The sequence below is a fragment of the Aeromicrobium sp. REDSEA-S38_B2 genome, from assembly GCF_001628525.1.
Classification (GTDB): Bacteria; Actinomycetota; Actinomycetes; order Propionibacteriales; family Nocardioidaceae; genus Aeromicrobium; species Aeromicrobium erythreum.
The window spans coordinates 1-16683 of record NZ_LUNH01000093.1 but is presented as its reverse complement, the minus strand read 5'-3'; the positions used below and the strand labels follow the sequence as shown (position 1 = coordinate 16683).

The following is a 16683-nucleotide window of genomic DNA, read 5'->3' as shown; positions in this document are numbered from 1 at the left end:
TCCAAGGAGCCTTCGTGCCCATCGCCGCCACCGACTTCGCCCACGTCCGCCTCACCGTCCGCGACATCGACGTCTCGCGCCGCTTCTACGACGACGTCTTCGGCTTCGACGTCGCGTTCGAGCTGCCGGAGGACCCCGACGAGCAGACGCGGGAGCAGCTCTCCTTCCTCTTCGGTGGCGTGATCTACCAGTTCCCCGGAGGACTCCTCGGCCTGCGCCCGGTCGCTCCAGGCGACGACTCCTTCGACGAAGACCGGATCGGGCTCGACCACCTCAGCCTCGCCGTCGCCGACCGCGCTGCGCTCGACCACGCCGTCGCGGTGCTCGACGACCTCGGCATCCTGCACGAGGACGTCAAGGACGTCGGCGGGCAGGCGATCCTGGAGTTCCGAGACCCCGACGGGATCGCGCTGGAGATCGCCGCTCCGACGTCCTGACCGTGCCGGTGACGGTCGTGAAGTTTTCACGATCGTGACCTTCGGGTGGTTGCGCCCCGCATCCACCGCGTGTGACGGTGTCCGACGGTCCTCCATCGGGGAGGAACCTCTCACGGTGGAGGATGTCGGATGAAGAAGTGGATGTCCGGTGCGCTCGCGATCGTCTCGGTCGGCGCGCTCACGCTCGCGCTGCCCGCGACGGCGGAGGCAGCACCGCCGAGCGCTGCGGCCCAGGCGCCGTCGGTCAGCTGGGGCTCGTGTGCGTCGTTCGGTGACAGCGGCCCGGGGCTCGTGCGCGCCGGTGCCCAGTCCAGGGTGTCGTGCTCGTGAACCCGGGCGGACCGGGCGGCTCTGGCCTCGGCCTGTCGCGCCTGGGCGGCGCGATCCCGAAGAACGCCGGTGCAGCCTACGACTGGATCGGCTTCGACCCGCGAGGCGTCGGCCAGAGCGCTCCGGCCGTCTCGTGCGACCCGAACTACGGCGGGTACGACCGTCCCCGCTACGAGCCGAGCACCACCGAGATCCGCGACGCGTGGTTCGCGCGCACGAACGCCTACACGACGGCGTGCGCCGAGAAGAACGGGCCGATCCTCGACCACCTCACGACCCGTGACGTGGCGAAGGACCTCGACCAGATCCGCATCGCGCTCGGCCAGAAGCGGATCAACTACTACGGCTTCTCCTACGGCACCTACCTCGGCCAGGTGTACTCCTCGCTGTTCCCGTCGCACGTGCGCCGCATGATCTTCGACGGCACGGTCGACCCGCGCGACGTCTGGTACCAGGGCAACCTGAACCAGAACGAGCCGTTCGACAAAAACGTGAACCGCTGGTTCGCCTGGATCGCCCGCTACGACGACGTCTACCACCTCGGCACGACCACCCGCGCCGTCCGCAACCTCTTCTACGACACGCAGGAGAAGCTCTACGACGAGCCCGTCGCGGACGCCGACGGCAACCGTCTGGGTGGCAGCGAGTGGAACGACTCCTTCCTGTACGCCGGCTACTACCAGTCGACGTGGACCGACCTGGCGCAGGTCTTCTCCGACTTCGTCAACCAGGGCGACGTCGCGTCGCTGAACGCCGCGTACCTCGACGCGAGCGGCTACGGCGACGACAACGGCTACGCGGTGTACCTGGGCGTCCAGTGCACGGACGCCGCCTGGCCGACGAGCTGGGAGAAGTGGGCGCGCGACAACTGGGCGCTCGACGCGATCGCCCCGTTCGAGACGTGGGCGAACGCCTGGTACAACGAGCCGTGCCGCCACTGGCCGGCCAAGGCGCACCAGCCCGTCCGGGTGAAGGGCGCGAAGTCGACGAGCGTGCTGATGATCAACGAGACGTACGACGCCGCCACGCCCTACGCGGGCAGCATCGAGGTCCGCAAGCGCTACCCCGGCGCGCGCCTGGTGGCGGTCTCCGGCGGCACGACGCACTCGGGGTCGCTCGGCGGCAACGCGTGCACCGACAACCGCATCGCCGACTACCTGCTCACCGGCAAGCTGCCGCGACGGGTGTCGGGCAACCGCGCCGACGTCGTGTGCCAGCCGCTCCCGCAGCCGGTGCCCGAGCAGGCGACCGCCCGCACGCAGAGCGCCACCCCGGCGCCGAGCGAGCTGCGCCAGCAGATGCAGCGGGACGCCATCCGTCCCTGACCTGCGACCCACCACGGGCGTCGGCGTTCGGTGACCTCACGGTCGCTGGGCGCCGGCGCCCGCCGTCGTCCAAGGGGTGCCGCCCGGCACGTACGATTGAGCGGTCATGACTGCTGCAGCGACGCCGACGGCGAAGACCTACGAGGTGCGCACCTACGGGTGCCAGATGAACGTCCACGACAGCGAGCGGCTGTCGGGGCTCCTGGAGACCGCGGGGTACGCCAAGCACACGTCGGACGCCGACGGGGGCGCCGCGATCCCCGACCTCGTCGTGTTCAACACGTGCGCGGTGCGGGAGAACGCCGACAACAAGCTGTACGGGAACCTCGGGCACGTCGCGAGTCTCAAGGCCCAGCACCCCGGCATGCAGGTGGCCGTCGGGGGCTGCCTCGCGCAGAAGGACCGCGACACCATCACGAAGCGTGCGCCCTGGGTCGACGTCGTCTTCGGCACGCACAACATCGGCTCGCTCCCGGTCCTGCTCGAGCGGGCGCGGGTGCAGGAGGAGTCGCAGGTCGAGATCCTCGAGTCGCTCGAGGTCTTCCCGTCGACGCTGCCCACCAAGCGTGACTCCGTGTTCGCCGCCTGGGTCTCCATCAGCGTCGGCTGCAACAACACGTGCACCTTCTGCATCGTCCCCGCCCTGCGCGGCAAGGAGAAGGACCGCCGGCCCGGCGACGTGCTCGCGGAGGTCGAGGCGCTCGTCGCCGACGGCGTCGTCGAGGTGACGCTGCTCGGCCAGAACGTCAACGCCTACGGCGTGGAGCTGGGCGACCGGTTCGCGTTCGGCAAGCTCCTGCGCGCGTGCGGGGAGATCGAGGGCCTGGAGCGGGTGCGCTTCACGAGCCCGCACCCGAAGGACTTCACCGACGACGTCATCGCCGCGATGGCCGAGACGCCCAACGTCATGCCGCAGCTGCACATGCCGCTGCAGTCCGGCTCCGACCGGGTGCTGAAGGCGATGCGGCGCTCCTACCGCAAGGAGAAGTACCTCGGCATCCTCGACCGCGTGCGCCAGGCGATGCCCGACGCCGCGATCACCACCGACATCATCGTCGGGTTCCCCGGCGAGACCGAGGAGGACTTCGCCGAGACGCTCGACGTCGTCCGGCAGGCGCGCTTCGCGAGCGCGTTCACCTTCCAGTACTCGCGCCGGCCGGGCACGCCCGCCGCCGACCTGCCCGAGCTGCCCAAGGAGGTCGTGCAGGAGCGCTACATGCGCCTCGCCGCCGCCGTCGAGGAGACCGCCTGGGCGGAGAACCAGCGGCTCGAGGGCCGCACCGTCGAGCTGCTCGTCTCCGACCACAGCGCCGCCGGCGGCCGCAAGGACCACGAGACCCAGCGCCTCACCGGTCGCGCGCGCGACAACCGGCTCGTGCACTTCGCGCCCGGCGGGCACGACGTGCGCCCCGGCGACCTCGTCGAGGTCACCGTCACGCACGCCGCACCGCACCACCTCGTCAGCGACGCCGACGTCGTCTCCTACCGCCGCACACGGGCCGGCGACGCGTGGGAGGCTCGCCAGGGACGTACCGAGGTGCGCCCCGCGGTCTCCCTCGGCATGCCGTCGCTCGGCGTTCCGGCCCCGTTGCCGGTCGTCGACGCCCCCGCCTGCGCCCGCTGACCCCTCGCTGAGCTCGGCGGGGCCGCGGGCGGCAGGGCAGGCAGGTCAGAAGGTCGAGTACAGCTCCTCGCCCGCCCGGCGCGACGGTGGTGCCGCCAGCTGCTCGCCCGGCACCTGCAGGGGGATTCCCGGCGGGTAGGCGATGATGTACCGCTCGTCGCCGCAGGAGCACTCCGGGGCATCGAGGCAGCACACGCTCTCCAACGCCTCGACCAGCAGGTCGACCTGCTCCGGGGTCACGCCGACGTGCATCGTGAACAGCAGCGTCGAGCCGTCCTGCCGCGAGACGAAGATGCCGTACTCGTCGAACAGGGCTGCGCGCACCTCCTGGGCGCGCTCGGGCGTCCCGAGGTCGAGGTGCACCTTCATCGGGTCCGCGAGGTACGCGCTCGTGGTGGCCACCGGCCGGTGCTCGGCCAGCCACGGGACCCGGCGCGCGAGCTCCCTGAGCCGGTCGGCCTGCGCGAGGGCTCGCTCGACGAGGGCGGTCCCCTCGGCGACGGCGTGGGCGCGCGCGATGTCGAGGCTCGCGAGCACCGGCAGCGACGGGCTCGTGGTGTGGACGCGGTACAGCGCCGCGCGCACGGTGGCCTTGAGCGTGTCCGGCCCGATGACGTGCAGGTACGAGCCCTGCCTCAGTGCGAGCATCGACTTGTGGGTCGAGTGCGTCACGAGGAACGACGCCGGCCAGTCGGGGTGCTCCGCGAGCGTCTCGCGGATCGCGTGGATGGCGGTGAGCCGCCGCAGCCACGGGTGGAACGCGTGGATCGCCGTCCAGGCCTCGTCGACGAGCACCCGGCAGCCCGACTCGGCGGTCAGCTCCTGCAGCGCGCCCAGGAAGCGACGCATCTGCACCAGGGACCCGTCGTAGGCGGACACCCCGACGACCACGACGTCGACCTCCACCCCGGCGGCCTTCGCCTCGCGCAGCGCGGTGATGACGCCGTGCTCGGTGTCCGTCGGCGACGTCGGTGCGTACAGGACGTCGGCGCCGAGGCGGTCGAGGGCGAAGTGGATGGACTGGTGCACCGAGCGGTCGACGAGCACCCTGGCGCCGGCGACGCGCAGCGCCTCCAGCGCCACCTGGTTGGCGCCCGTCGTGCCCGTGGTCACGTACTGGGTGTCGTCGGCGCCGAAAGCCTCGGCCGTCAGCCGCCGCGACCGCGCCAGCTGGCGGTGGGCGCGGAAGAAGGAGTCGAGCTCGGGCGAGCCGAGGGTCAGCTCGGTCGCCAGGTAGCTCCCGAAGAGCCGGCGGGTGCGCTCAGCGAGTGCGGAGTCGTCGCCGTCGGGCGCGTGGGCGAGCGAACCGATGGGCAGCGCGTGGAACGAGGCGATGCCGGCCCCGGCATGTCGGTCGAGGGCGTCCGCGTACGGGGTCTCGGTCAGGCGACGGCGCTGCGCAGTGGTCCACATGGCATTCCTCCACGGTCATGGCCCCCCGATGGGGCTGCTCCTCCAGGGTGCGCCCGGACCGAGGTGAACGCCGTTCAGGACGCCACAGAAGAGCATCAAGATTCCGTGAGGATCTCGTGAGAGGACCATGAGTGCCACCCGTCACGCGCCTGGTGCGGCGGTCGGGGCTGGTACCCGTCAGACCTGCAGCGTCGGGTGCAGGGCGGTCATCGTCACGCGCTCGCGACGCTTCGCCGCCAGCGCGGTGAGGGCGAGGGCACCCACGGCGAACACGACCAGCACGAAGACGTCGAACGCGACACCCGTGGTGCCGCCCGCCGTCGCCGCGCGGAGCCCGTGCACGGCGTACGTCATGGGGAGCAGCGCGTGGAGGAAGCCGAAGAACGACGGTGAGGTCTCGATCGGGTAGGTCCCGCCCGCAGCGGTCAGCTGCAGGCAGACGAACACGATCGCCAGGAAGCGTCCAGCCCCGCCGAACCAGGCGATGAAGGTCTGGTTGATGGCCGTGAACACCAGCCCGGTGAGCAGCGCCAGACCGAGCAGCAGGCCAGGTTGCGAGGCGTCGACGCCGACGATCCCGAGCAGCACGCCGACCAGCAGCACGGCCTGCACGACCGACAACGCAGCTCCGGGCACGAACCCGGCCAGCGCCGTGCGTACAGCGCTCGTCGTCGAGGCGATCGCGCGCGCGGAGACCGGGCGCAGCAGGAGGTAGATCGACATGGCGCCCACCCACAGCGCGAGCGCCATGAAGTACGGCGCGAGGCCCTCGCCGTAGGACGCGACGGCGTTGAGCCGGTCGGCGGCGTCGGTGACCGGGGTGGCCGCGGTCTTGGCGAGCTTCTCGCGCTGGTCCTTCGTGTAGTCGGGCACCTGCTCGCTGCCGTCGGTCAGGCCGTCCTGCAGTCGCAGTGCGCCGTCGCGCAACGCGCCTGCGCCGTCGCTGAGCTGGTCGGCACCGTCGGTCAGACGGCTGGCTCCGCTCGCGAGCCGATCTGCACCACCGGCCGCCTCGCGCGCGCCGGTGGCCAGCTGAGACGTGCCGGACTGCAGCTGGTCGGCGCCGTCGGAGGCCTGGCCGATCGCCCCGACGAGGGTCGGGACGTTGTCGGCGAGCTGGCGGTTGCCGGCGGCGACGCGCTGCGCCCCGTCGTTCAGGCGCGCCGACTGCCGTCCGATCTCGTCGGCGCGCCCGGTCACGGTGCCGACCTGCGTGCGGGCCGCCGCGGCGGCGTCGGCGCCGGCGTCGAGGTTCGCGCACGTGGCCGCAGGGACGCCGTCGGCGCGGCACCGCTGCGCGGCGTCGCGCAGCGACGTCTCCAGGGTCTGCAGCTGTTGTTGGACCTGGCCGGTGCTGCCGTTGATGCCGCCCACCACGCGTTGGACGACGGCGTCGAGCTGCGCCACGCCTCCCGCGACCTGCTCCGCCCCGTCGGCGAGCTGGCGGGTCTGCCCGGGCAGGGGAGCGGTGCGCTCCTGCAGCTGGTCGAGACCGTTCGCGAGCTGTCCGGCGCCGGCGTCGAGCCGCTCCGCACCGCCCGCGAGCTGCCGGTTCCCGTCGGCGAGCGTCGCCGCACCGCTGCTGAGCTGACGGGTGCCGTCGGCCAGCTGGTCGGCTCCGGTGCCGAGCCGGCCGGCGCCGTCGGCGAGCGTGCCCGCGCCGTCGGCCGCCTCCTCCAGGGAGCTCTTGATGTCGGTGAAGCCGAGGTAGAGGTTGTCGAGGTAGGTGCGCGTGACCTGGGCGTTCAGCGACGACTTCGCGGCCTCGAGGATGCGGTCGGCGATCTGGCCGTTCACGAAGTTGACGGCGTCGTTCGTCTTCAGGTCGAGCCGGCCCTGGACCGCCGCGTCGGGGTCGCCGCTCGTCGACGTCGCCGCCTTCGACAGGTCGCGCGGGATCGTGAGGACCGCCTTGTAGCGACCGTCGGCCAGACCGCTGCGGGCGTCGGAGGGGTCGGTGAGGACCCAGTCGTAGTTGTTGCGGTCGTCGTTGCCGACGAGGTTCGCGGCGAGCTGACGGCCGACGGCCACGGGCTGCTTCTCGCCGTCACGGCCGGCGACCTCGACCATCTGGTCCTCGTTGACGACGGCGGCCTTCACGTGGTCGAGCCGACCGGTCGGGTCGATGTTGGCCCAGATGTACAGCGCGCCGTAGAAGAGCGGGACGATCGCGACGGCGAGCACGGCCAGGCGGGTGAGCCGGCTGCGACGGAACCGCGCGAGCTCGAACCAGGGGAGGGAGGGGGTGGGCAGCATCAGATCATCAGCTCATCGAGAGTGCGTCGGGTGTCGAGCTCCAGCAGGTGGAGCCGCGGGGACGGGGCGGGGGCAGAGGTGGCCGACTGCACGCTCGCGACGAGCGCGGTCGGCCGGTCCTCCAGCAGGTGCGCGAGGGTCGACCAGAGCAGGTCGACGTGCTCGGTGGCGCGCAGGTCGTCGGCGTCGTCGACGACGAGCACCTCCGGTCGGGCCAGCAGGCCGAGCACGATCCCCAGCGTCTTGCGCTCCAGGCGCGAGAGGTCGGAGACGAGTGTCGAGCCCTCGACGTCGGTGAACGGCAGCCCGTGCTCGACGTGGGCCGCCTCGAGGGCCTGGTTCATCAGCCCACGCACGGGCGCGACCTTCGACCGCGAGACCCACAGGCCGAGGGTGCGGATCGACAGCCGCTCGGCGACGTGCTGGTCGACGGTGAGGTTCGGGTCGAGGTCGTTGACGTCGCGGAACTCCGCGAGCGAGACCTTGCGGCGGACGTCGCGCGCCTCCTGCGGGAGGAGGTGGCCGGCCACGCGCAGCCGTCCCTCGTCGAAGGCCATGCGCCCGGCGAACGTGAGCAGCAGCGCGGTCTTGCCGCTGCCGCTCGGCCCGTGGACCACGAGCCACTCGCCGGCCGGCAGCTCCGTGGTGACGTCGTTGTAGACGATGCCCTCCGGCGTCGCGAGCGTGAGCCCGGCGGCGGAGACGGCAGCGGTCGAGTGCGGACGCGGCCAGGTCTCGAGCTCGACCCGGCGGTGCAGCGCCTCGCCCTCGACGTCGACATGGGGCAGGCGCGTGGCCAGCCAGCGGGGGAGCCACCACGATCGGTGACCGGCGAAGCGCATGACGGACGGCACGAACAGCATCCGCACGAGGAACGCGTCGGCGAACACCCCCACGGCGAGCGCGAAGGCGATCGGCTTGATGTTCTCGTCGCCCTCGGGGACGAACGCCGCGAAGACCGCGAGCATGATCACCGCCGCTGCGGTGACGACCCGCGAGCTGCCGACGAAGCCCTCGACGATCGCCTCGTCGGGGTCGCCGGTGCGCACGTACTCCTCCTTCATGCGCGAGACCAGGAACACCTCGTAATCCATCGACAGGCCGAACAGCACGGCCATGAGCAGGATCGGCAGGAAGGAGATGAGCGGTCCGGTGTCCTGCAGGTGCACGAGGTCGGCGAGCCAGCCCCACTGGAACACCGCGACGACGGCACCGAACGCAGCACCCGTGGAGAGCAGGAACCCGAGCGTCGCCTTGAGGGGGATGAGCAGGGAGCGGAAGACCACCATGAGCAGCAGCACCGACAGGCCCACGACGAGCAGGCCGAAGGGCAGGAGGGCGTCCTGGAGGCGCTCGGACACGTCGATGCCGACGGCGGTCAGCCCCGTGACCGACACGTCCACGCCGTGCTCCTGCTCCCAGCGGGGCGCCTCGGCCCGGATCCGCTGCACGAGGTCGGCGGTCTGGGGCGACGCGGGACCCGTCGTCGGGATCACCTGGATGACGGCGGTGTCGGCGGAGCGGTTCGGGGTGGCGAGACCGATGGTCTCCACGCCCTTCGTCGCCCGCAGGTCGCGCTCGACGTCGTCGACGACGCCGAGCGGGTCGTTGGAGGTGATCACGTCGAGCTTGACGAGCAGCGGTCCGTTGTAGCCGGGGCCGAGGTGCTGGTCGACGAGGTCGTAGGCCTCGCGCTGCGTGCTGCCGGTCGGCGCGCTGCCGTTGTCGGGGAGGGCGAGCTGCAGGTCCTTCACCGGCAGGGTCCCGACGGCGAGCACACCGACCACGACGACCATCGCGACCGCCGGGAAGCGGGTGGTCAGGCGCACCCAGCGTCGCGAGAAGCCGCCAGCGGGCTTCTCCTTCGCCGTGGGCTGCAGGCGGTCGCCGGCCCGGCCGAGCAGGGCCGGCAGCAGGGTCAGCGCCACGGCGACGGCCACGGCCACCGAGACGGCGCCGCTGATGCCCATGACGGTGAGGAAGGGGATGCCGGCGACGAACAGGCCGACCAGCGCGATCATCACCGTGACGCCCGCGAAGACCACGGCGGATCCGGCCGTCGCGACGGCGCGCCCGACGGCCTCGTCGGCCGGGATGCCGTCGGCCATGAGCTCGCGGTGCCGCGAGACGATGAACAGCGCGTAGTCGATCCCCACCGCCAGCCCGATCATGAGGGCCAGGAGCGGGGCGGTCGAGCTGATCGTCAGGAAGCCGGTGGCGGTCCACAGCAGCTCCATCGTCACCACCACGCCGACGAGGGCGGTGATGATGGGCAGGAAGGCCGCACGCCACGACCGGAACATCCGGTAGAGCACGACGAGCGCCACGACGACACCGATCACCTCGATGATCGAGAGCTTCGGCCCCGTGTTGGAGAAGGCGTCACCGCCGAACGCGACCGTGTAGCCGGCGTCGTCGAGGCTGGTGCCGGTCTGCTGGAGGTCGCTCTTCAGACGCTCGGTCACCCCGCCGAGGTCGCCGGCGAGGGAGACCTGGATCTGGGCGGCGCGGTCGTCGCGCGAGATCGAGGCGGCTCGTGCCAGCTCGTCGTAGGGGGAGGTCACGGAGGTGACGCCGTCGACCCGCTCGAGGGCGGCGACCGTGCGACCGACGAGTGCCTTCGACGTGGGCGACTCGATCGACGTGCCGTCGGGGGCCACCACCACGGCGTAGGCGGTGAGGCCCGACAGCTCCGGGAAGGTGCGGCCGAGGTCGACGAAGGCGTCGTTGGCCTCGGTGCCGGGGACGTCGAACTCGTCGCGCGTCCCGTCGCCGAGCGCGAGCGCGGCACCGGCGCCGATCAGCGCGACCAGGAACCAGGCGAGGAGGACGCGACCGGGCCGCAGGAAGCACCGGCGTCCGAGCTCGTACAGGGAGGACGACATGTCCATCACGATACGGTTCTGTATTGAATACATCAATGTATCCTGATGTCGTGTCCACCACGCCTGACGCCGTCGCCGGCCGCCCCGACGAGTCCGCGCCCGCCGACGCGGTCTCGCGCCGCCGGGCCGCCACCCGCGAGCGCCTGCTCGACGCTGCCCGGTCCCTGTTGGTGCGCGAGGGGCTGCAGGGGGTGTCCGTCGAGCGGCTGTGCGAGGAGGCCGGCTTCACGCGCGGCGCCTTCTACTCCAACTTCACGTCGAAGGACGAGCTCGTGGTGGCCCTGACGGAGCGGGAGCGGGAGCGCGTCCTGGCCATGCTGAAGGAGGCGGCCGACCTCACCACCCTCGACGGCCTCGGGGCGGAGGAGGCCGCCGGCGTCATCCTCGAACGGTTCCTGCTGCTGCAGCCCCCGGACCGCGACGACTTCCAGCTCCACCTCGAGATGCAGCTGAGGGGCCTGCGCGGAGACGTGGGCGGCGACGTGTTCGTCGGCTGGTGGAACGCCGTGCTCGACGGCATCGGCGATGTGCTCACCTCCGCCCTGGCCGCGTTCGACCTGCGGCTCACCCTCGACGTCCGTGAGGTGTGCACGATCCTCATGGGCACGTGGGACGCCCTGGTCCTCGGTTCCCTGGTCGACGACCGTCCTGTCGACGTCGAGGCCATGCGCGTCGCCCTGCCGCGGATGCTGCTCTCCTTCACCCAGCCCGCCTGAGTCGCGCGGCGCGCTCGACGACCCTGCCCCGCGCCGGTGCGGCAGGATGGTTCCATGGCCATCCAGATCGCCCAGGACCCCGCCGCCGACCAGGTGCTCAGCGCCGACCCGTTCGCCCTCCTCGTCGGCATGCTGCTCGACCAGCAGTACCCGATGGAGCACGCGTTCCGCGGCCCGGCGAAGATCCTCGACCGGTTCGGCACGCTCGACCCGGCCGCGATCGCGACGGCCGAGCCCGACGCCTTCGCCGACCTCTGTGCGACCCCGCCGGCGATCCACCGGTACGGACGGTCCATGGCCGGACGGGTGCAGGCCCTCGCGCAGGTCGTGGTGGAGGAGTACGACGGCGACGCCTCCCGCATCTGGACGGACGCGAAGTCCGGCGAGGCGCTGTTCGCGCGGCTCACCGCACTGCCCGGGTACGGCGAGCAGAAGGCCAAGATCTTCGTCGCCCTGCTCGCCAAGCAGCTCGACGTGAAGCCGCGCGGCTGGACCACCGTCTCCGGCGACTACAGCAAGAAGGGCTACCGGTCGGTCGCCGACGTCGTCGACGCCGACTCGCTCAAGAAGGTCCGCGACTTCAAGAAGGCGGCGAAAGCGAAGGCGAAGGCCGAGTCCGGTCGGTCCTGACGTACGTCGGGCGCGTCAGACGCTGACGTCCTGGTACGCGAACGGGTCGACGAGCGTCGCCGGCACCTGGCAGGTGCCCTGGGCCGCGCGGTCCATGCGCTGCTCCAGCCCGCTGCCGTCGGCCGCGGTCGGCGGTCGGAAGTCGCCGCGGAAGCCGCCCGAGACCTGACGGGCGTACTGCTCGCGGGCGGCGAGGAGCGTCTCCCAGTCGGTGAGCCAGGCCTCCAGCGGACGGTCGGCTCGGCGCACGGCCGGCGACAGCGTGCGCACGCGGTCGATCATCCGCCGCACCTCGAGGTTCTGGTCGGCCAGCTGGGCGCCGCGCAGCCGCGCCGGACCGTCGACCCGTACCTGCGCCACGGCCGACGTCATGATGCCGCAGGCCTGCGCGACCATGCGGGTCACGCGCGGGTCGTCCAACGTGCCGCGCGTGTCCTGGGACCTCGCCTGCAGCGCCACCCCCACCGCCCCGACCGCGACGAGCACCGCCACGAGCGGACCGACGACGGCCAGACGCCGCCACCCCCGCGCCACGGGCGCCGGTGCGTAGCGCCAGACGTCCTCGTCTGGGAGGTAGGAAGGCACGTCGTCATCGTGCCACGCGACGACCGGCGCGGCGGCTCGAGCGGGGGCCGTGGCGTCAGTCCTCGCCGAGCGCCGAAGGGCTCGACCAGCGGGCCCGCGAGGTCCCGCCTACGCTCGCCCCGTGACGCGTCTGGCCTTCTGCTCCCACCCGCCTGTGCTACCGGCCGGGTCCCTCGTCGGCGACGTCGAGGAGGCGGGGGCGTTGCGCGACGCCTCGCTCGACGCGATGCGCGACCTCGTGGCGAGTGCTCCGCGCGTCGTCGTCGTGCTCGGCCCCGACGGCGACGACCTGCCCGCGGACGAGACGGTCGGCGGCTCGCTGCAGCCGCACGGCATCGCTCTCGCCGCCGGTGCAGCGGGTGGCACCACGCTAGGGCTCGCCCACACCGTCGGCGCCTGGCTGCTCGACAGCGTCGGCTGGGACGGACCGCGACGCTACGCGGCGACCCTCGACGCGGCAGACCTCGACGACGACGTCGCCGTTCTCGTCATGGCCGACGGCAGCGCCACCCGCACCGAGAAGGCGCCCGGGCACCTCGACGGGCGCGCCGACGCGTTCGACGCCGCGATCGCGTCGGCCCTCGCCGACGGCGACCCCGATGCGCTCGGCGGCATCGACCTCGCCCTCGCAGCCGACCTCTGGTGCCAGGGTGCGACGACCCTGCGGGTCGCGGGCGACGCCGTCGCCGCACGGGTGCACCGCGACCACGCACGCGTCAGCGCGCAGTTGTCGCTCGACGAGGCGCCGTTCGGCGTCGGCTGGTTCGTGGCGTCCTGGCAGGTGGGCTGAGCGCCACCGCCACCTGGGTCAGGGGCGCGCAGGACCCGCGGTGCCGCCCGGGCCGCGACGGTCGTCCTCGGCGAGCTTGTCGGCGGCGTCCTTCGCCTTGCCCGCGGCACCGTCGATCTTCTGCGTGTACTTGCCCTTCGTGGCCTTGTCGGCCAGCCCGGCGGCCTTGTCGATGCCCTGGTCGATCTTCGCGTTCTGCGTGCGCGCCAGCTCGGAGGCCTTCGCCTTCAGCTCGGGTGCGTTCTTCTTCAGCTTGTCCAGGAAGCCCATCGAATCTCTCCTCGGTCGCGGGGGAGCGGTCGTGTGTGCCTCGAGCGTACGAGAGACTCCCCAGGTGAGCAGTGCCGAACGCCTCGTGGTCGTCGTCGGCCCGACCGCGTCGGGCAAGTCGGCGCTCGCCGTCGACCTCGCCCTCGCGCTGGGCGGAGAGGTCGTCAACGCCGACGCCGTGCAGCTGTTCCGCGGCATGGACGTCGGCAGCGCGAAGGTCACGCCCGAGGAACGGCGTGGCGTGCCGCACCACCTGCTCGACGTGCTCGACGTCGACCAGGCCACGTCGGTGGCCGCCTTCCAGCGCGACGCCCGCGCCGCCGTCGAGGACTGCCTGCGTCGCGTCGTCACGCCGATCCTCGTCGGCGGGTCGTCGCTCTACGTGCGGGCCGTCGTCGACGACTTCGTGTTCCCGGGCACCGTGCCGCGGGTGCGCGAGAAGTACCAGCGCCGGCTCGAGACGGAGGGGCCGGAGGCCCTGCACGCGGAGCTGCGGCGGGTCGCGCCCGACGCCGCCGAGCATGTGCTGCCCAGCAACGGCCGTCGCCTCGTCCGGGCGCTGGAAGTCACGGAGATCACGGGGGAGCCGTTCGTCGCCACGCTCCCGCCTTACCGGTCGATCTACCCCGACGTGGTCCTGCTCGGCCTCGACGTCCCGCGTCCCGTGCTCGACGAACGCATCGTCCGACGCGTCGACGCCATGTGGGACGCGGGCCTGGTCCAAGAGGTGCGAGACCTGCTCGACCACGGACTGGCCGACTCGCCCACCGCGTCGCGCTCCATCGGCTACCAGCAGGTGCTCGCGCTGCTCGACGGCGACCTGAGCGACGCCGAGGCGCGCGCCGAGACCGTGCGCGGCACGCGTGCGTTCGCCCGGCGTCAGGACCGGATGTTCCACCAGGACCCGCGGGTCGTGTGGCTGCCGCACGACGCCGACGACGTCCTCGAGCAGGCGCTCCGCGCGGTGCGCGGCGACGACCCGGTTCCGTCGGGCCCTCGGACGTAGACTGGAACGTATGACTTTCCCCTGGCTCAAGGGGCACGGCACCGAGAACGACTTCGTCCTGCTCCCCGACCACGACGGCACGGTGCACGGCGACCTCGACCCTGCGTTCGTGGCGGCGCTCTGCGCCCGACGCACGGGCCTCGGTGCCGACGGCGTGCTCCGCGTGGTGCGCTCGGCCGCGCTCGACGTGCCCGAGGCGGCCGCCAGCGCCGGGGAGTGGTTCATGGACTACCGCAACGCCGACGGCTCCGTCAGCGAGATGTGCGGCAACGGCGTCCGCGTGTTCGCCCGACACCTGATCGACGCCGGCCTCGTGCCGGCCGACGCGCCCGTGGTCGTCGGCACCCGCGACGGCGACAAGGTGGTCACCGTCGACGGCGACCAGCTCAGCGTCGACATGGGCGGCTACGACGTGCGCGGCACGTCGAAGGTCGAGGTCGACGGTCGCGTGTGGGAGGCGCAGGACGTGCGCACGGGCAACCCCCACGCCGTCACCTTCGTCGACACCCTCGCCGACGCAGGCACCCTGCTGCGGGCGCCCAGCTACGACACCGCGACCTACCCCGACGGCGTCAACGTCGAGTTCGTCGAGCGGGTCGCCGACCACCACGTCGCCATGCGCGTCCACGAGCGCGGCTCCGGCGAGACCCGGTCGTGCGGCACCGGCGCGTGCGCCGTCGGGATCGCTACCGCGCTCGCCGACCACGCCCTCGACGCCGCCGGCTCCACGACGTACCGTGTCGACGTCCCCGGCGGCACCCTGAACATCACGGTCGAGCCCACCCGGGTCGTCCTCGCGGGACCGGCCCGCATCGTCGCCACCGGAGAGATGGAGTGGATCGCGTGAGCGAGTCCGACACGAACGTCGCCAGCAGGCTGGGCATCGACCCCGTGGTCGACCGCGACCTGGAGGGCGCGCACGACGGACTCGAGCTCGCCGAGCGTCAGTCGCTGCGGCGCGTCGCCGGGCTGCGCACCGAGCTCGAGGACATCACCGAGGTCGAGTACCGCCAGCTGCGGCTCGAGCGGGTCGTGCTGGTCGGCGTGTGGACCGAGGGCAGTGCGGAGGACGCCGAGAACTCCCTCGCCGAGCTGAAGCTGCTCGCCGAGACCGCGGGCTCCGACGTCCTCGACGCGCTGCTCCAGCGCCGTCAACGGCCCGACCCCGCCACCTTCATCGGCAGCGGCAAGGTCGAGGAGCTCACCGCGGCGGTGCAGGCCACCGGCGCCGACACGATCATCTGCGACGGCGAGCTGGCGCCCAGCCAGCTGCGCAACCTGGAGGACCGCACCAAGGTCAAGGTCGTCGACCGGACGGCGCTGATCCTCGACATCTTCGCGCAGCACGCGAAGTCGGCGGAGGGCAAGGCGCAGGTCGAGCTCGCCCAGCTGCAGTACCAGACCCAGCGTCTGCGCGGATGGGGCGGCAACCTCTCGCGCCAGGCCGGTGGACGCGCTGCCGGCGGCGAGGGCATCGGTGGTCGTGGTCCTGGTGAGACGAAGCTCGAGACCGACCGTCGTCGCATCCAGTCCCGCATGGCGAAGCTGCGTCGAGAGCTCACGGCGCTGCGCACCACCCGCGACATCAAGAAGGCGCGGCGTCGGCGCAACGAGGTCCCGGCTGTCGTCATCGCCGGCTACACCAACGCCGGCAAGTCGAGCCTGCTCAACCGGCTGACCGGCGCGGGCGTGCTGGTGGAGGACGCGCTGTTCGCGACCCTCGACCCCACGACGCGCAAGACGCAGACGAGCGACGGACGCGTGTTCACGATGTCCGACACCGTCGGCTTCGTGCGACACCTGCCGCACCAGCTGGTCGAGGCGTTCCGCTCCACGCTGGAGGAGGTGGCCGAGGCCGACCTCGTGCTCCACGTCGTCGACGCCTCGCACCCCGACCCCGCCGGCCAGATCGCGGCCGTGCGCGAGGTGTTCGCCGAGATCGAGGCGCTGCACGTGCCGGAGATCATCGTCCTCAACAAGGCCGACGCCGCCGACCCGCTCGAGGTCAAGCAGCTGCTCGCCCGCGAGCCGCACGCCGTCGTCGTCAGCGCCCGTACGGGCGAGGGCGTCGACGAGCTGCTCGCCGCCATCGAGGCCGACCTGCCCCGACCCGCGGTGCGCGTCGAGGTCGTGGTGCCCTACGAGCGCGGTGACCTCCTCAACCAGGTGCACGAGACCGGCGAGATCGAGGAGCTGGCGCACGAGTCCGACGGCACCCACCTCGTCGCCCGCGTCTCCGACGACCTCGCCCACCAGCTCAACGCCCTCTGATCACGCGCCCAGCGGTGCGTCCGCTGGTCGAGTAGCGGAGGGTTTTGCTGGTCGAGTGCCTCCACGAGCGCCAGCGAGGGGAGGTGTATCGAGACCACTCCACGCTCACGCTGGGGGCTGGCCCGCGCTGATCCATTGCCGGGTG

General features: G+C 72.2%; 15 protein-coding genes. 10 read left to right on the top strand and 5 right to left on the bottom strand.

Translation table 11 applies throughout. The features are described 5' to 3' along the window. The first annotated feature begins 14 nt into the window (after positions 1-14). The 4 genes from A6Q81_RS15655 to miaB all read left to right on the top strand — a co-directional run bounded on the left by A6Q81_RS15655 (position 15) and on the right by miaB (position 3716). Positions 15-437, top strand: coding sequence for a VOC family protein (locus A6Q81_RS15655; RefSeq protein WP_286691035.1), 423 nt, complete (start codon positions 15-17; stop codon positions 435-437). A 129-nt stretch (positions 438-566) separates the two neighbouring features. After that, a complete protein-coding gene (locus A6Q81_RS15650) occupies positions 567-767 on the top strand; it encodes a hypothetical protein (protein ID WP_286691034.1) in 201 nt (66 codons plus the stop codon). Continuing rightward, positions 758-2092 (top strand): alpha/beta hydrolase, encoded by a 1335-nt coding sequence (locus A6Q81_RS15645; protein ID WP_286691033.1) that lies wholly within the window; start codon positions 758-760, stop codon positions 2090-2092. Before A6Q81_RS15650 ends, A6Q81_RS15645 begins: the two co-directional genes overlap by 10 nt. Positions 2093-2198: 106 nt before the next feature. Beyond that, positions 2199-3716, top strand: a complete 1518-nt coding sequence (gene miaB, locus A6Q81_RS15640; RefSeq protein ID WP_286691032.1) for a tRNA (N6-isopentenyl adenosine(37)-C2)-methylthiotransferase MiaB — start codon at positions 2199-2201, stop codon at positions 3714-3716. A 45-nt stretch (positions 3717-3761) separates the two neighbouring features. On the opposite strand, the gene A6Q81_RS15635 is transcribed toward miaB, so the two are convergent. The 3 genes from A6Q81_RS15635 to A6Q81_RS15625 form a co-directional block, all read right to left on the bottom strand. Then, a complete protein-coding gene (locus tag A6Q81_RS15635) occupies positions 3762-5129 on the bottom strand; it encodes an aminotransferase class I/II-fold pyridoxal phosphate-dependent enzyme (RefSeq protein ID WP_286691031.1) in 1368 nt (455 codons plus the stop codon). Positions 5130-5306: 177 nt separating this feature from the next. Further along, positions 5307-7385: a YhgE/Pip domain-containing protein gene (locus A6Q81_RS15630; protein WP_286691030.1), complete on the bottom strand. Its 2079-nt coding sequence runs from the start codon at positions 7383-7385 to the stop codon at positions 5307-5309. Further along, the gene (locus A6Q81_RS15625) at positions 7385-10270 is read right to left on the bottom strand and encodes an MMPL family transporter (RefSeq protein WP_286691029.1); all 2886 of its coding nucleotides are present in this window, start codon (positions 10268-10270) and stop codon (positions 7385-7387) included. Before A6Q81_RS15625 ends, A6Q81_RS15630 begins: the two co-directional genes overlap by 1 nt. Positions 10271-10320: 50 nt before the next feature. Between A6Q81_RS15625 and A6Q81_RS15620 the strand changes: the two genes are divergently transcribed. After that, positions 10321-10986, top strand: coding sequence for a TetR/AcrR family transcriptional regulator (locus A6Q81_RS15620; RefSeq protein ID WP_286691028.1), 666 nt, complete (start codon positions 10321-10323; stop codon positions 10984-10986). A gap of 54 nt (positions 10987-11040) precedes the next feature. Further along, on the top strand, positions 11041-11616 hold the full coding sequence (locus A6Q81_RS15615; protein WP_067856884.1) for an HhH-GPD-type base excision DNA repair protein: 576 nt from the start codon (positions 11041-11043) through the stop codon (positions 11614-11616). Positions 11617-11631: 15 nt separating this feature from the next. On the opposite strand, the gene A6Q81_RS15610 is transcribed toward A6Q81_RS15615, so the two are convergent. Further along, positions 11632-12201, bottom strand: coding sequence for a hypothetical protein (locus A6Q81_RS15610; RefSeq protein WP_286691027.1), 570 nt, complete (start codon positions 12199-12201; stop codon positions 11632-11634). Between the two features lie 121 nt (positions 12202-12322). On the opposite strand from A6Q81_RS15610, the gene A6Q81_RS15605 reads away from it, so the two are divergent. Then, complete coding sequence (locus A6Q81_RS15605; RefSeq protein WP_286691026.1) at positions 12323-12991, top strand: class III extradiol ring-cleavage dioxygenase family protein; 669 nt, start codon at positions 12323-12325, stop codon at positions 12989-12991. An 18-nt stretch (positions 12992-13009) separates the two neighbouring features. On the opposite strand, the gene A6Q81_RS15600 is transcribed toward A6Q81_RS15605, so the two are convergent. Next, entirely contained in the window at positions 13010-13261 is a 252-nt protein-coding gene (locus tag A6Q81_RS15600; protein ID WP_067856891.1) for an antitoxin, read from the bottom strand. 64 nt (positions 13262-13325) lie between these two features. On the opposite strand from A6Q81_RS15600, the gene miaA reads away from it, so the two are divergent. From miaA to hflX, 3 genes are read left to right on the top strand one after another with little or no spacing between them, the layout of a single operon-like run. Continuing rightward, complete coding sequence (gene miaA / locus A6Q81_RS15595; RefSeq protein WP_286691025.1) at positions 13326-14267, top strand: tRNA (adenosine(37)-N6)-dimethylallyltransferase MiaA; 942 nt, start codon at positions 13326-13328, stop codon at positions 14265-14267. Positions 14268-14277: 10 nt separating this feature from the next. Next, positions 14278-15114, top strand: coding sequence for a diaminopimelate epimerase (gene dapF / locus A6Q81_RS15590; RefSeq protein WP_067856897.1), 837 nt, complete (start codon positions 14278-14280; stop codon positions 15112-15114). 29 nt (positions 15115-15143) lie between these two features. After that, positions 15144-16538, top strand: coding sequence for a GTPase HflX (hflX, locus tag A6Q81_RS15585; RefSeq protein ID WP_253021861.1), 1395 nt, complete (start codon positions 15144-15146; stop codon positions 16536-16538). Positions 16539-16683 lie beyond the last annotated feature (145 nt).